Origin of the sequence: Maribacter aurantiacus (assembly GCF_005780245.1) — a bacterium.
Lineage (GTDB): Bacteria > Bacteroidota > Bacteroidia > Flavobacteriales > Flavobacteriaceae > Maribacter > Maribacter flavus.
In genome coordinates this window covers 127,468-143,702 of sequence record NZ_VBUK01000003.1, presented here as the reverse complement: position 1 = coordinate 143,702, position 16,235 = coordinate 127,468, and the positions used below count along the sequence as shown (strand labels likewise).

Genomic DNA, 16,235 nt, shown 5'->3' with positions numbered 1-16,235 from the left:
AATTTATGTAAATCATTGTATTTGGTCATTTAGGCCATAAATCTAACCGAAATCGAATCCTTAGAATATCACATTTGTGGCTTTGTATCCTAAACATGTTGTATAAAAATTTTATGGTATTACGGAACTACCTTAAAACCAAGGTTGGATATGGATTTCATTGAAGCTAAGCCCAGAGTATATCTGATGCTACTATTTAATAAAATTTGGGTGTTTAGAGATTGTTCATTTTTCTATTTTGTTTTAATATCAGTAGGAAGGATACCAAACTCTGACTTAAAACAACGACTGAAGTAGGATGGGGAAGAAAAACCTACTTTGAACCCTACTTCGGCAATCGATTCACACCCTGTTTCTATCATATTTTTCGCCTTTTCCAAACGAACCTTGCGAATCAGTTCATTAGGGGTAAGTCCGGTCATGGCTTTAATTTTTCTATACAGTTGACTTCTGCTTAAGTACATATCTTCTGCCAGATGTTCAACGTTCAATTCTGCTTTTTCAATATTCTTGTTCAAATAGTCCAATACCTTTCTCATAAAGGATTTATCCAATTCAGTTGTTTTTTCCAACAAATTAAGTTTTGAAGGGTCGTTCAAATTTTTGCTTATATAAACTTGTCGATTTTCAATCAAACGGGATAGATAAGAATTTAATAAACGCATATCAAAAGGCTTGGTCAAATATACATCAGCTCCAGAATTTACACCATTTATCATGTCATCAGGCATGGTCTTGGCGGTCAACATAATAATAGGGATATGACTTGTGGCAATATTGTTTTTAAGCTTACTACAGAATTCCAAACCGTCCATTTCTGGCATAACTACATCGGTTATGATTAGGTCAGGTATTTTTCTGTTTGCCAAATCCAGAGCTTGTTGGCCATTAGATGCTTCAAAAACATTATGGTCAAAGGAAAGTTCCTGCTTGAGGTATGACCTCAGTTCAACATTGTCCTCAACGATTAAAATTGTCTTCGCAGATTTATTTCCAAATTTATGGGTCAAAGGTTTTTTTAATGAGCCCATATCCGGCAAAATACTTTCGCTGGCCGTATCTTTCAATAGTTCATCTTCTTTAAAGTGTTGATTGCCCAAGGGCAGAAGTATTCTAAATTTTGTCCCTACAGCTTCTTCACTATCTATAATAATTTCTCCTTTCAATAACTCAACGAAATTCCTGACCACCTCTAGTCCTATCCCCGTACCTCCATAATACTGACTATTCATGTTTTTAACCTGATAGAATCTATCGAAGATTTTTTTCACTTCCTCTTGGTTGATACCACTACCTGTATCTTCAATTGAAATCTCTATGCATGGCAGTGTTTTGTTATTTACAAGTCTAAAACAGTAATCTGTAGGAGATTTGAAAACGCTTACTGTTATGGCACCATTTTCAGGTGTAACCTTGAATGCGTTGGAAAGTATATTAAAGATTACTTTTTCGAGCATTCCGGCATCGCTCCACAGATAGGGTGTTGTCTCATCGCGCTCTATCAATAGGGCAATGTTCTTTAATAAAGCCTCTTCTTTGAAGTGGTCTGTAATTTCCTTTACAAAATCATTAATGCCTATTTTAGAAACTTTAATGGAAAATTTGTTTAACTGAAGTTTTCTAAAATCCATAAGCTCATCAATAAGACGTTTGAGCCTAGCTGCGTTTTTGTAAATTATGGTATGTTTTTCCGCTACTTCCTTTGGAAGCGGCTGTCCAGTATTTGACATTATGTCCTTTAACGGATTCAAAATAAGGGTCAGTGGGGTTCTGAACTCATGGGATATATTTGTAAAAAACTGTATTTTTTTATTGTTCAGCGCTTCCTCTTGACTGCGTTTGGTGCGTTCAAATTCGACGAGACGTTTTTCTCGAATTCTCGCCCTTACAAGTCTGTACAACCAAGATGAAAAAATAATGATGGTTAGTAGGTAAAGGATTATAGCCATTTTTGTTTTCCACCAGGGGGCTAGAATGGTAAAGGAGAGGGTTTTTATTTCATTGCTCCAAACCCCGTCATTATTAGCTGCCTTTAATTTAAAGGTATAACTGCCCGGGGACAGGTTTGTATATGTTGCACTTCTATTATTGCCCACAAGATTCCAATCTTCCTCGAACCCTTCCAAATAATACGCATACTGATTTTTTTCTGGCCTTGTATAGTTTATACCAATATATTCTATAGTAAAAACACTTTGCTTGTGGTTGAGTGTTACATGTTCGGTTTCTGAAATCACCTTATTTAATGGGGAATTTTTATCGTCGATTTTTACAGATTTGTTGTAGACCTTAAAATCCGTAAAATATATCTGTGGTTCGTACATGTTCTGAGGTAATGTAACAGGTCTTACCTCATTTATACCCTTATAATTGCCAAAGTAGAGAGTGCCATCAACATCCTTAAAGGCGGCATTGAAGTTAAAATCATTGGTGAGAAGACCGTCATTTATGTCATAATTGATAATCTGTTGATTACTTTTATCATAGCACGAAAGTCCTTTGTTGCCAGCCATCCACAATCTTCCATCGTTGGATTCGATTATCGTTGAAATTGTTTCTTGCTGCAATCCTTGTTCTTTATTGTACCACGTTAAAAAATTATTGGTTGTATTGTACTTCCAAACCCCTGCACCGTCCGTACCTATCCAGACATTATGCTCAGAGTCCTCAAAGAGAGAAACGATCACGTCTACCGAGACCATATGACCATTTGGATTCATAAGCTCTGGCTTTAACTCAATTTTATTGAACGATTCCTCTGAACTGGCCTGTCTTTTGAACAGTCCACTTGTGGTTGCGACCCATATGTTGTTATTTCTATCGACCATGACCTTGCGAATTTCCGCACGGCTTGTCTTTAAATCGTTGAACTTTTTATCGTCCACATAACCAAATTTTCCGTCTGCGAGACTATAGAAATGTAAACCATTTGAGAAGGACCCAATCCATATTTTACCATAGGCATCCTCTGAAAAACTCATGACCCGATTTGATTTCAAGGCACCATTAGTACTCTGGTTATCGAAATGTTCAAAAACATTTGAGTTGGACTCAAGAAAGTAAATGCCTGAATTCCAAGTGCCTACCCAAATGTTATCTTGGCTGTCCATGAATATGGTCTGTACATCGTCAGCATTTAATTGCTTGGCTATTGGATTTTTAGGGTCTAAAAGATGTATAAATTGATTTGTTGCAGTGTCATAAACATCTATCCCGCCACCATCCATAGCTATCCAAAGCCTGTCTTCCTTATCCTTTAGGATGCCCGTTACGGAAGATGATTGCAACGAATTTTCAACATTGGGAATGCTTTGTATATCAGGAAATTTATCATAATTGTAATCGTGTACTCCAACACCTTTGTTGTAATATCCTATCCAAATACGATCTTGTGCATCCACCAATAGCGACCATACAGAGTTTGATTTAATACTGTTGCCGTCGAATTTATCGTACCGATAATTTTTAACGAAATCGCCTTTTTTGGAAAGTACGAATAATCCATCATTTTCGGTCCCACACAGAATCCGATCATCAGGAGCTTGAACAATGGTCAATATGCGCTCATCCGTAATATTGAAGGTTTCGATTGTTTTTTCACTATCGGTTCCATTAGGTGCCAAAAATTTTATCAATCCATTGGAATGTGTTCCCATCCAAAGCGAACCTTCGTCATCTACAAAGAGCGATTCGATATTCAATTCATCATTTTCAGTATGAGTAAAGAGATCTTCCTTGAGCAAAACCTTCGTGGCCTCAACACCATTAAATGCATAAAGACCCTTGTTCGTTCCAATGTAAACAGTTTCATCACCGTATTGAACCAGGCAATTGATAAGTGAGGGAGTCTGAATGTTATCATTTATTTTTAAGGGATATCCCTTTAAAGATTGAATATCCACTTTAAAAAGTCCGTTCGCAATTGATCCAATTAATAAACTGTTCTGGTTTATTTCTACAATGGATGTAACGACAATATTGTTTAAGACGGTTCCATTTTTATTAAAGGAGACATGTTTGAAGCTATCAAGCTCCTTTTGATAAACATCCAATCCAGTTTCCGTACCCACCCATAGCAGTCCGGAAGAATCAACGTAAGCGGTGTGGACTAATGAACTGTTTAGGGAGTTGGGATTGTCAAATTCCTGCTTGTATGTAGTTATATCTATTCCGTTGTATTTGTTTAGCCCCACTCCGTAGGTTCCCATCCATATCAATCCTTGGTTGTCCTGTACAATTGAGGAAACTGCTCTTTGGGTAATGGATTCTTCTATAGCCAAAAAGTTATATGCCGCTTCCTTCTCTTGAGCGGATAGAATTAGGGAGCAAAAGAAGGATACGATAAGGTAACTTGTTTGAACATAATTCCGATGGACCATAGTTTCAAATGTTTTCTAATAGGCAGTACAAGCTGAAAATTCGATAATTTTTCTTACATAACGTATAATTATCAATTTTAGCAATAAATTTCCAAGTAACTGATAATCTTTCATCTAAAAATGGGGTTTTTTACGAAAATGTTTTAGTGGGTAATGCAAAATAGTATTTTATTGGTTTGAATTGGAGGGTTGAGGCCAGATATTATTTTGAAATTACGGGCTAGGATTCACCCTTTTTTACTTTTAATTCCATTGGCTCTTTTGAATATTGCACAGGAATGTCAATCCTAAATTTATCCCAAGCGACTCCTAAATTTTTACACTATTGTAAAAATCGCCTAGTCCTTTGTAAAGGATGTTTTTTTAGAATGTTTAGTAATAAGTCGAAAACCATTTTAAAGTATTGAAGATGATATCAAATCTTATTTTGTAATTTGATTTAAAATAGGACAGTAAATTATGAACCAGAGAAGAATTTTTATTAAGAATACGCTAATTGCAGGTGCGGCAGCAAGCTTTTCCCCAAGTTTTTTAATGTCTGCAACACGAACTAATAAAGAAAAACTGGGTGTCGCCTTGGTAGGATTGGGATATTATAGCACAGACCTTCTTGCACCGGCTCTTCAGTTGACCGAACATTGTGAACTGAAAGGCATTGTTACGGGGAGTCCAGAGAAAATTCCGGTTTGGCAGGAAAAATATGGTATTCAGGACAAGAATATTTATAATTATGAGAATTTTGATTCCATTGCCAACAATGAGGAAATTGATATAATTTATGTGGTTCTTCCTCCATCAATGCATATGGAATATACGGTTAGGGCTGCAAATGCAGGGAAACATGTTTGGTGTGAAAAGCCCATGGCAACCTCGGTAGAAGAATGTACAACGATGATAAACGCCTGCAAAAGTAATGGCGTAAAGCTGGCGATAGGATATAGATGCCAACATGACCCCAATATTCAAGCTTATATGAAAGTGGCCAAGGAAAGACCTTTTGGAAAGGTCAAAATGATAACATCGGCGGCCGGATATTTTGATGGAAGGACAGATCATTGGAAACAGAAAAAGGACCTGGGTGGAGGTGCCATGGGAGATATGGGGGTCTATGCATTGCAAGGTGCCAGGTTGGCTACTGGGGAGGAACCAATATCCGTATTGGCGCAGGCATCCACCACTAGGCCGGAGATTTACCATGAAGTTGAAGAGACCATGATGTTTCAGTTAGAGTTTCCCAGTGGAGCACTTGCTTCTTGCCAAACCAGTTTTGGAATACAGATGAACCATTTACATGTAAATTATGAGAAAGGCTGGCTCAAAATGGAACCGCATTCATCTTACAATGGAAATAAAGGTAGTATGTCTGATGGTACAATAATTAATTTTCCTATCAACAGCCAACAGGCAAAACAAATGGATGAGGACGCATTGTCCATTATGAATGGTCAGAACATGTTGGTTCCTGGTGAGGAAGGTCTAAGGGACATAAGGGTAGTTGAGGCGATTTATAAATCTGCAAGACAAAATTGTGTGGTTAAATTGTAGCATCTGTCTTAAAATGAGTATGGGATAAAGACATTGGAATGTTATCCTCTTAGGATTAAAGAGTAGGGGTTTTTCTTTTTCTTGCAAAGTGTTTAAAATATTGAAAGAAAGCACCTTGCAAGTGAGTATCTTGAAATGATCCTTTCAAATCGACTCCCATCTCCAGTACAAAAGGGAAAGCCGAGATTCATGTCTTGGCTTTTTTATTTCAATACTTAACACTAAGTTTTCAATTCACGGAATAACTTACAAAGGCCAATTTCTTACTGTCCGGGCTCCAGGAGGGTACATTGATAGTTCCCTGGCCACCAAAGAAAACGGGAGTAATATCACGAATTTCCTTTGTTTCAACGTCCATTAGTCTTAGTTTGACCTGTTTTCCAAATAAGTGATTTTGTTTTTCATCGGTCGTGTATGCTATGTATACGATCCATTTACCATCTGGTGAAGGGTGCGGGAACCAATTGGAATTTTCATCAAATGTTAACTGTTCCGGTTTTTTTCCGTTGGCCAACATCCTCCAAATTTGCATGTGGCCCGTCCTGTAGGAGTTGAAATAAATATATTTTCCATCTGGGGAATACTCGGGTCCGTCGTCTAATCCTTCTGTTGTGGTAAGCCTTTTTTCCTCGCCACCTTTTACGCCAATAGTATACACGTCGTAATTCCCATTCCGTTCCGCACAATAGGCCAAGGTTTTGCCGTTGGGCGACCAGCCATGCCAGTAAGAAGGGACTTTTGTGGTTACACGCTTTGGTGTTCCTCCACTTATGGGCATGATGAAGATTGCCGATTTATAGGATTTGGTGGAAGGATTATTTTTATCGTTGTGGCTTATGGCCAACCACTTGTTATCTGGCGAAATTCCATGATCATTGTTACACTGATTTGCAAAACCAGTATCAAGCAGGTTCAATTTTTTCGTGTTAAGGTCCAGGTTATATAGTTTTCCTTTACTGTTCACGATCAAATAACCTTCTGGATGCCAGTTGGGTGCCTCAAAATGTTCGTTGATTTGAAGAACCGTCTGAATGCGACCCGTTTCAATATCTACGGTTTGTATGTAGCTAGTCGTATCTATTTTGTTTTCAGGTGTATGATCGTAGAAATGCATGGACTGGCCAACCATTTTCCATTCACCATCGAACCTTTCCAAAAAACGGACTTCATAGGAAAGGCTTTCCTTACCTTGAACGTCTACCGAAACTTCATTATGTCCTACTATGGCAGAATTCCCATCAATACGTATTTTATGGTTGCTGTGAAAGGCAAAACCACCGTTGCCCATAATATTTGATGGAGGGTCCATCATTATGGGCACGGGAACGTCAATAAAGCTGCCATCGGGTCTGGACATGACATTGATTGCATTGGAAGTCGCTTCCCAACATTCGGCATGTCCTTCCTTGTCACCCACTCGCCAGGTAAGTCCTTCTTTTTCCAATAGCTTTATAATTTCTACTGAGTCCTTTTCCCTTTGGGAGTGTATTGCCGTACAAAAGAGAATAGATAAAAGAGGAATGAGCTTCATTAGAAAACGCCCAATTTCAATAGTTGCCCAAAGCCTAAGTATCTGTTTCATTATAATTTACCTGACCTGTATAAAAATACATATAAATTATCCAAAAATGACGGGCACTGGCTTTATGGACTCCAAGAGAATTAAATTGGGCTTTTGAGACTACTTGTTCACGCTGATCATCACCGCTTCACAACTTTGAAGGTCCGAGTTCAAGATCAGGTTTTCAGACTTTGACCCATCCGATATTTCTACGGATACCGTGTTGGGAGGGGCATCGCCCAAATTGTGCGCGTAGAGGAACAGGTCGTTGGATTTGTTGGGGTTTAGCTTTACCTTGAATTCCCGTTTGTAATAGGTCAAATAGTGTTTGGACACGACCGGCGAACCGTTGAGGTAGATGGATACAATGTCCCCGTCCTGTCTTCCATGGTCCCAAATTTTGATGGTAATGTTCTCACTGTCAAAGGAGAGTTCTTTTGTATAGGAGATTTTCCTGCCTTCAAACTCGTCCCTAAGAGCATTTTCCGTTTTTTGTGTTTCCTTGACCGTATTGGAAGATATTGTCTCGATTTTCTCTTTTTTATCCCGCTGTTTTCTTCTCATTTCGCGCTTTTCCTTTCGGGTCGGTTCCCGTTTCGTTTCTTGTGCCTGTTCGTGCTTTTTCTTTCGCTCGTCCGAAGCCTTGTTGGAAATTGAAAAAAATGGTGTTACAAACTTGGCTATGCTGTATTTGTCATCGGGGAAAAGCTCGATACCTACGACCTGATATTGATTACCGGAACCTATGTTTTTGGCAAGCGATATCCCGTCTGCCCTTCCATTGTTCTTGAAGGATCCAAGTTCCTGCACCACCATTTCATTACGTACCAAAAAGAACCGAATCGATTTTTCCGGACCAATATTTTGGGTGGTCCACTCCAAGGAAACCTCCTGGGGAATGATCCAGACCGTACTTTGGTCCGGATTGGTGATCTCTATACTGGACTTGCTTTCTTGCGTAAATCCTTTGATGCCAATAAAACAAAAAAGAAATGCAATTAAAGGGTATTTCATGTATAATTTAAAAATCAAAATATATCCGCTTTTTCTAGTTTGGTTAAAGCTATAAAATTTGATGTTTTATAATAACGTATTTTCTGCCAAAATGTTGGGGGCAAATACTGGATTGTCCAAAATGGCATTTTTTTATTTTGATATATTTAGCGAACCTGTATTAGGTGTATGAAAAACATTATTTTTATGTGGTTGATTTAAAATAGATTATCATGGCATCAAGAAGAAAATTTTTAGAGAATATCGCAATTTCATCAATAGGTGTTTCGTTATTAAATAACCCGACCCACCTTTTCGCCGCTCCTGCGGAAAAATATGAAGGCCCAATGCTTCGGGTCGCCATTATGGGACTCGGAAGCTATGGTACTAGGGTAGCGGAAGCCATGCTGGATTGTAAAAAGGCCAAATTAGTAGGTGTCATTAGTGGAACCCCATCAAAAATTACCGATTGGCAATCCAAATACAATATTCCCGCGAAGAACTGTTATAATTATGAGAATTTTGATGCGATAAAGGACAACAAGGATATAGACGCCGTATACGTCATTACCCCTAACGGATTGCATTGTGAACAGACCATTCGGGTGGCCAAGGCAGGAAAACACGTTATTTGCGAAAAACCCATGGGAGTGAATGCCGAGGAAGGACAAAGAATGGTGGATGCCTGTAAGGCGGCCAATGTAAAATTGTTGATCGGTTATAGGATGCATTTTGAGCCCAAAACGGTGCACGTCATCCAAATGCGAAAAGATGGTGAATTCGGCCAGCCAAAATTTTTTCAGGGCCAGTCCGGTTTCGTTATCGGAGATCCTACGCAATGGCGGTTAGATAAGGAGCTTGCCGGTGGCGGTGCCATGATGGATATAGGTATTTATTCCATAAATGGGGCCAGGTATGTTCTGGGTGAAGACCCTATCTGGGTGACCGCCCAGGAAACCAAGACCGATCCGTTGAAGTTTAAGGAAGGGGTAGATGAAACGATACAGTTTCAAATGGGCTTTCCAAGCGGTGCAGTGGCCAATTGTCTGTCTACCTATAACATGAACAATTTGGACCGATTTTTCATGACCGGTACCAAGGGCTGGATGGAGATGAAACCATCCACCGGGTATGGGCCCATTCAAGGGCGCACCCACAAGGGTGAACTGGAGCAGCCCCACTATACCCATCAAACGTTACAAATGGACGGTATGGCAGAACTAATTTTTGAGGGAAAACAGCCCATTGTGCCAGTAGATGGTGAGGAAGGGGTAAAGGATATGAAGATCATCGATGCTATTTTTAAAGCGGCGAAGAGTGGGGATAAAGTTATGGTTGAAATTTAAAATGTATTTCCGATTCCATAATAGAGAGGTGTCAAGCAGAATTTATACTCCTGGGCTAACCAGGTTTGTCAACGGTTCGCCTCTTGAAAATTGGATAATATTCAAGGCTACCAATCTAGACATTTCGTTGCGGGACTCAACGGTCGCGGAACCGATGTGGGGAGTGATCGCTACATTTTCCATGTTCAGTAGGGGATTGTCTTTATTCATGGGTTCTGGATTGGTAACATCGAGACCGGCTCCCCATATGACCTTATTTTGTAAAGCTTCAATGAGACTTTTTTCATGGTGTAGACCTCCTCTGGCCGTATTTATAAAAATGGCGGAAGATTTCATTTTGGAAAATACATCGGCATTAAACAATCCCTTTGTTTCATTTGAAAGCCCGGCATGAACGGATAGTACATCGCTTTCTTTCAATAATTCCTCAAAAGATACATAGCTCGCATTCAGCTCTTTTTCCATCTCTGTGTTTGGTCTCCTGTTATGATAAATGACTTTCATATTATAGGCCCCTAGGCAGCGTCTGGCGAATTCGCTTCCTATTCGTCCCATCCCAAAAATGCCGACTGTTTTCCCTTTTAGCTCCATGCCCAAATTGGCTTGTGGCCTAAAATGTCCCCAATCCCCGGATATAATGGTCTTATGCATATGGAACATTTTTCTGGAGACGGCCAGCATCAATGCAAAGGCAATGTCTGCAGTGGCATCGGTCATGGCATTCGGGGTATTGGTGACCGGGATACCCAATTCCGTCGCTTTTTCTATATCGATGTTGTTATAGCCCACGGCAAATTGCGAAATGAGCTTTAAATGTTTGTTCTTTTCCAGAAAATCGGCATCCAACGTATAAATACTAGAGGACAATAGTATATCGTGTTCCTTAGTGGCCTGGATAAGTTCTTCCCGGGTCATAGGGATATCATTTTTCCAAACGGTAACATCCAATCCTTCTTGTTTGAGCATTTCTATACCCAAGGGAGGAAAGTTCAAAGAAACCAATACTTTCATGGTGATGGTTTTTGGGCTAGTTGTATGACAAAAGTTCTATTTTTCTAAAATCGATGGGGTGGCTGTTGGATTGCAGGGAAATATAGCCACTTTTTACCGTGGAATCACCTTCTTTGATAAAGGCCCTTGCAAATTCGTTTTCTGGATCATATACGGGATTGGCATAGCTCATGATTTCCTCCCCGTTCACAAAATGCTTCATTTTTCCGTCTTGTACATCAATTTCAACCGTTATCCATTGATCTCCGTGGAAGGTTTTGGCCACTTTGGCCGGATTGCAGAACAGGTCGCTTCGTTCCCCATCTATCTCTACCTTCATTCCTATCCCGCAAATAGCGCCTAGGGGTCTGTTATCGGTACCATTGCCCCCGTGCAGATTGTACTCCAGACAAATGGGGAAACCTTGGTTCAATTGAACAGTATTGGGCGGTTGGGTGTGTATCTGTACCCCACTGTCCCTGTAGCCCCATTCCGGGGCACCGGGAGCGGTTTCGCCCACAAACCGATATTCTACTTTTAATCGGTAATTGGACAGGTCCTTATCATAGAAAAGGGCACCGAAGCGCTCGCCAAATTCGGGGCCGTATCCATCGTAACGTATTTTTAGGATACTGTCCTCTACCCTAAAAGTATTTCCAAAATTCTCCCCTAATGGGTATCCGTTTATCTTCATGGTCCAACCGTTGAGGTCTTCACCATTAAAAATGGCTATCCATTGATCTTTGGGTTGTTCTGGAACAACTTTTTCAGCGGCTTTTTTGTTGTCCTTACAGCTGGTTGAACAGATAAAAGCGGTTAGTAAAAGACCCTTGCAGAGCAATGCGACAGGTTTTATCATAGTTTTTCAATTTTTAGAATGGATTTTAAAAATAATCATATTCTGCATGTAAAGGCGTAAAATAAAGATGGATTATTTCCAATAATATGGATTTATTCCATAAATTAGTCTTCCCTTTTTAATCGATGATGGACAAGACGATTTTACATTTGGATTTGGATACCTTTTTTGTGTCCGTAGAGCGTAGGCTGGACAGTAAACTGTTGAAGAAACCTATCCTTGTGGGTGGGTTGAGTGACCGTGGGGTGGTAGCGGCATGTAGTTATGAGACCCGTGGATATGGTGTGCACTCCGGCATGCCCATGAAAATGGCCAAGGAACTTTGCCCCGAAGCGATACAGATCAGGGGAAACGCAGGGACCTATAGTCAATTTTCAGATGTGGTCACGGATATCATCAAGGAAAGCGTGCCCCTTTTTGAAAAGTCCAGTATTGATGAGTTCTATGCGGACCTTACGGGGATGGACCGTTTTTTTGGAGCCTATAAATATGCCTCTGAACTACGGCACAGAATTATCAGGGAAACCGGGCTCCCTATTTCCTTTGGACTTTCGGTCAACAAAGTAGTCTCCAAAGTGGCTACCAATGAGGCGAAGCCCAATAACCAATTGAAGATAGATTACGGCCTGGAAAAACCCTTTTTGGCCCCACTTTCCATAAAAAAGATTCCCATGGTTGGCGATAAGACCTATCAAACGCTCAGGAATCTGGGATTACGGAAGGTGCGGACCATACAGGAAATGCCCATGGACGTCATGCAGCGCGTTCTTGGTAAAAATGGAACGGTCATTTGGAAAAGAGCCAATGGCATCGATCATTCCCCGGTGGTCCCGTTTTGTGACCGAAAGTCCATTTCTACGGAGCGTACCTTTGATCAGGACACTATTGACGTGGCAAAGTTGAAAGGGATCCTTATCGCCATGACGGAGAACCTTGCCTACCAGCTCCGCCGGGGCGAAAAGTTAACGGCCTGCATTACGGTAAAGATCCGCTATTCTGATTTTAATACCTATTCCAAGCAGTTACGGATTCCCTATACGAGTGCGGACCATATCCTGATTCCCAAAATCTTGGAACTGTTCAGGGTACTGTATAACCGAAGGTTATTGGTGCGGTTGATAGGTATCCGGTTCAGTCATTTGGTATCGGGCAATTATCAGATCAATCTTTTTGACGATACCGAGGAGCGGCTCAACCTGTACCATGCCATGGACCATATTAGGAACCGCTTTGGGGAAAAGAGCGTGGTTAGGGCCTCGGCCATGGGAAAGAATACCATTGGACGCATGCACAATCCGTTCGATGGGAGACCGCCCATCGTGCTGGCACATCGGAAACAGTAAAAATTAGTTACTGGTTGTTAGTTGCTAGTTGTTAGAATTAGATGTTATTGATTACCAATAACCAACAACTAGTAGCTTTTGAACTTGACACTTGAACTTGAACTTGAACTTGAATTTGCCCCTTGTATTTAAACTGCCACACATATTACAGTTTGCGCTACGGAACCTTTTCCGAAGAGGAACTTCTGCGCATGGCACAAAAAAATAGGGTGTCGAAATTGGTACTGACCGATATCAACAACACGTCCGCGGCGCTGAATTTTGTACGCAAGGCTCCTGAATATGATGTACGTCCCCTATTGGGAATCGATTTTAGAAATGGTGTGGACCCCTGTTTTATAGGCATAGCCAAAAACAACGAAGGCTATTTGGAACTGAACAATTTCCTGTCCAAACATCTTCATGAGGAAAAAAGGTTCCCTTCCCGGGCTCCACGCTTTCAAAATGCCTATGCAGTCTATCCTTTTGAAAAGGTGCTTCTCAATGAAATGGTACACTTTGGGGCACACGAGTTTATAGGAATATCGATAGCAGACCTGCGTAAGTTGCCATTTTCAAGAATAAAGGGGTTGAGGGACAAGTTGGTGGTGCAACAACCGGTGACCTTTCGGCATAAGGGCGATTTCAATGCCCATAGGTTGCTACGGGCCATTGATAGGAATGTGCTGTTAAGCAAGTTGGAGAAAACGGAGGAAGGCAGCGAGGATGAAAAAATGTATCCTATAGAGAATCTAGTGGCCGCTTTTTCAGAATACTCCTTTATCTTGGAAAACACGGAAAAATTGTTGAACACCTGTTCCATCCATTTTGATTTTTCAAAGGACAGGGTTTCCCAAAACCTACAAACCTATACGGGATCCAAGGAGGAAGATGATGCAATGATCGAGCGATTGTGTAGGGAAGGTCTACCGTACCGATACCAAGAGGTGGGCGAGGAGATCATGGAGCGTTTGAAAAAGGAGTTGGGGCTGATCAAGGAAAAAGGTTTTGTTTCCTATTTCCTGATCAACTGGGATATTGTTTCCTATGCGCGAAAACGTGGGTTCTTTTACGTGGGCAGGGGTAGCGGCGCCAATAGTATCGTGGCTTATCTGTTGCGAATTACCGATGTGGACCCCATGGAACTCGACCTATATTTTGAGCGCTTCATAAACCTCTATCGAACCAACCCCCCGGATTTTGATATCGATTTTTCACACCATGATCGACCGGTTATGACCCAATATATATTTGACCGTTTTAAGCATGTGGCCCTTTTGGGTACCTACGTTACTTTTAAGGAAAGGGGCGTTATCCGTGAGTTGGGGAAGGTATTTGGACTTCCTAAAAATGAAATCGATTTTCTCGCCGAAGGAAAGTTTGATCCGGGAAAGCTTGATGAGGTGGCACGGCTGGTGTTGAAATATGGTCGGTTGATCATGGGAATGCCCAATTACCTGAGCATTCATGCCGGAGGTATTTTGATCAGCGAAAGGCCCATACATTGGTTTTCGGCCACGCATTTGCCGCCCAAAGGGTTTCCTACCACACAGTTCGATATGGTGATATCTGAAGACGTGGGACTTTATAAGTTCGATATTTTGGGCCAAAGGGGCCTCTCGAAAATTAAGGAATCCTTGGAGATCATCGCCTATAACCGCATGGGTAACACCCAGGAAATAGATATCCACGATGTCAAAAAGTTCAAAAAGGACCCCAGGATCAACAACCTGATCAAGACTGCCCAATGCATGGGGTGTTTTTATGTGGAGTCCCCTGCCATGCGGATGCTGTTGAAAAAGCTGGAAGTGGATAATTACCTGGGTCTTGTGGCTGCCAGTTCCATCATCCGTCCAGGGGTTGCCAAAAGCGGTATGATGCGGGAGTACATCCTAAGGCATAGGGAAAAGGGGAGGACAGCCGAGAAGGCGCATCCGGTCATGTTGGATATTATGCCGGAGACCTATGGGGTCATGGTCTATCAGGAAGATGTGATCAAAGTGGCCCACTATTTTGCCGACCTTGATTTGGGCGAAGCCGATGTGTTACGGCGGGGAATGAGCGGAAAGTTTCGTTCGCGGGAAGAGTTTGAAAAGGTACGTTTAAAATTTATCGAGAATTGCCGCAAAAAGGGAGAGCCGGACAGTGTTATTTTTGAGGTGTGGGAGCAGATAGCCAGTTTTGCCGGCTATGCCTTTGCCAAGGGACATTCCGCTTCGTATGCGGTGGAAAGCTATCAGACCCTGTTCTTAAGGGCCTACTATCCCTTGGAATATATGGTGGCCGTGCTTAATAACGGGGGCGGTTTCTACCGGACGGAATTCTATGTCCACGAGGCCCGCATGCTGGGGGCTACCATACACCCGCCCTGTGTTAATAGGAGCAATCATAACAATGTAATCTACGGAGAAGCTATTTTCTTGGGACTGGGCTATTTACGCGATTTGGAAAGCAGGGTAGCGGAACGTATCCTCAGGGAAAGGAGTCGGGAAGGGAAGTTTGCCTCCTTGGAGGATTTCTTGGATCGCGTGGTCATATCCATAGAACAGATAAGTATTCTTATACGTATCGATGCGTTCCGGTTTACGGGAGTCAACAAACACCAATTATTGTGGAAGGCCCATTTGTTTTTGAACAAGGGGACAAAGCTGGAGCACCCAAAGCTTTTTCCGGCCGTACATCAAAATTTTAGGATTCCCCCATTGCATACCAGTGGTCAAGAGGACGCCTTTACCCAATTGGAACTGTTGGGTTTTTGTCTGTGCAGTCCGTTCGAGCTCTTGGCAGAACCTCCAAAGAATACGAACGGGAGCAAGGATCTAATTAACTATGTAAACGGTTATATAGATATTTATGGGTATTTGGTTACGGTGAAAAATACGAGTACCCATACGGGGAAGCGTATGTATTTCGCCACGTTGGTAGATCAGCAGGGAATGGTTTTCGATACGGTGTTGTTTCCACCGGTAGCTGCCAAGTATGCTTTTAGGGGCAGGGGTATTTATCGGTTTTACGGAAAGGTGGTGAGCGAGTTCGATTTCTTGAGCATCGAAGTCATCAAAATGCGCAAGGAAGATTACATCCCGGATCCACGTTATGCCGATATGAAGACCAGTGCCAGAATTTTTTCCGATAAAAAGAATGCAGCTTCACCTTCAGAACTCAAGTTGGAATAGGGAAACTACAATTGGAATAAATCGCTCTTAGTAGAGTAGAAGCAATACAGTATAAATGGCAAGA

Annotated in this window: 9 protein-coding genes; 4 read left to right on the top strand and 5 right to left on the bottom strand. The window is 41.4% G+C overall.

The annotated features are described in order from the left end of the window. Positions 1-233: 233 nt before the first annotated feature. Positions 234-4,379: a hybrid sensor histidine kinase/response regulator transcription factor gene (locus tag FEK29_RS07590; protein WP_138257827.1), complete on the bottom strand. Its 4,146-nt coding sequence runs from the start codon at positions 4,377-4,379 to the stop codon at positions 234-236. A 459-nt stretch (positions 4,380-4,838) separates the two neighbouring features. Here FEK29_RS07590 and FEK29_RS07585 point away from each other — a divergent pair, with 459 nt between their 5' ends. After that, positions 4,839-5,924 carry a Gfo/Idh/MocA family protein gene (locus FEK29_RS07585; RefSeq protein WP_138257826.1) on the top strand — a complete coding sequence of 362 codons (1,086 nt, stop codon included), beginning with the start codon at positions 4,839-4,841 and terminating at the stop codon, positions 5,922-5,924. Positions 5,925-6,153: 229 nt separating this feature from the next. On the opposite strand, the gene FEK29_RS07580 is transcribed toward FEK29_RS07585, so the two are convergent. Both FEK29_RS07580 and FEK29_RS07575 read right to left on the bottom strand, forming a co-directional pair. Beyond that, a complete protein-coding gene (locus FEK29_RS07580; protein WP_240042693.1) occupies positions 6,154-7,506 on the bottom strand; it encodes a hypothetical protein in 1,353 nt (450 codons plus the stop codon). Between the two features lie 99 nt (positions 7,507-7,605). Beyond that, the gene (locus tag FEK29_RS07575; RefSeq protein WP_138257825.1) at positions 7,606-8,499 is read right to left on the bottom strand and encodes a hypothetical protein; all 894 of its coding nucleotides are present in this window, start codon (positions 8,497-8,499) and stop codon (positions 7,606-7,608) included. 212 nt (positions 8,500-8,711) lie between these two features. Here FEK29_RS07575 and FEK29_RS07570 point away from each other — a divergent pair, with 212 nt between their 5' ends. Next, entirely contained in the window at positions 8,712-9,824 is a 1,113-nt protein-coding gene (locus FEK29_RS07570; RefSeq protein ID WP_138257824.1) for a Gfo/Idh/MocA family protein, read from the top strand. 42 nt (positions 9,825-9,866) lie between these two features. Here FEK29_RS07570 and FEK29_RS07565 read toward each other — a convergent pair whose 3' ends face one another. Then, a complete protein-coding gene (locus FEK29_RS07565; protein ID WP_138257823.1) occupies positions 9,867-10,835 on the bottom strand; it encodes a 2-hydroxyacid dehydrogenase in 969 nt (322 codons plus the stop codon). A gap of 16 nt (positions 10,836-10,851) precedes the next feature. After that, positions 10,852-11,673, bottom strand: coding sequence for a 3-keto-disaccharide hydrolase (locus FEK29_RS07560; protein ID WP_138257822.1), 822 nt, complete (start codon positions 11,671-11,673; stop codon positions 10,852-10,854). Between the two features lie 128 nt (positions 11,674-11,801). Here FEK29_RS07560 and dinB point away from each other — a divergent pair, with 128 nt between their 5' ends. Further along, entirely contained in the window at positions 11,802-13,016 is a 1,215-nt protein-coding gene (gene dinB, locus FEK29_RS07555; protein WP_138257992.1) for a DNA polymerase IV, read from the top strand. Between the two features lie 122 nt (positions 13,017-13,138). Then, positions 13,139-16,171 (top strand): DNA polymerase III subunit alpha, encoded by a 3,033-nt coding sequence (locus FEK29_RS07550; protein WP_138257821.1) that lies wholly within the window; start codon positions 13,139-13,141, stop codon positions 16,169-16,171. The last annotated feature ends 64 nt before the right edge of the window (positions 16,172-16,235 follow it).

Coding starts and splice junctions, on each gene's coding strand:
- FEK29_RS07590 (WP_138257827.1), bottom strand. CDS start 4,379: ATGGTCCATCGGAATTATGTTCAAACAAGTTACCTTATCGTATCCTTC.
- FEK29_RS07585 (WP_138257826.1), top strand. CDS start 4,839: ATGAACCAGAGAAGAATTTTTATTAAGAATACGCTAATTGCAGGTGCG.
- FEK29_RS07580 (WP_240042693.1), bottom strand. CDS start 7,506: ATGAAACAGATACTTAGGCTTTGGGCAACTATTGAAATTGGGCGTTTT.
- FEK29_RS07575 (WP_138257825.1), bottom strand. CDS start 8,499: ATGAAATACCCTTTAATTGCATTTCTTTTTTGTTTTATTGGCATCAAA.
- FEK29_RS07570 (WP_138257824.1), top strand. CDS start 8,712: ATGGCATCAAGAAGAAAATTTTTAGAGAATATCGCAATTTCATCAATA.
- FEK29_RS07565 (WP_138257823.1), bottom strand. CDS start 10,835: ATGAAAGTATTGGTTTCTTTGAACTTTCCTCCCTTGGGTATAGAAATG.
- FEK29_RS07560 (WP_138257822.1), bottom strand. CDS start 11,673: ATGATAAAACCTGTCGCATTGCTCTGCAAGGGTCTTTTACTAACCGCT.
- dinB (WP_138257992.1), top strand. CDS start 11,802: ATGGACAAGACGATTTTACATTTGGATTTGGATACCTTTTTTGTGTCC.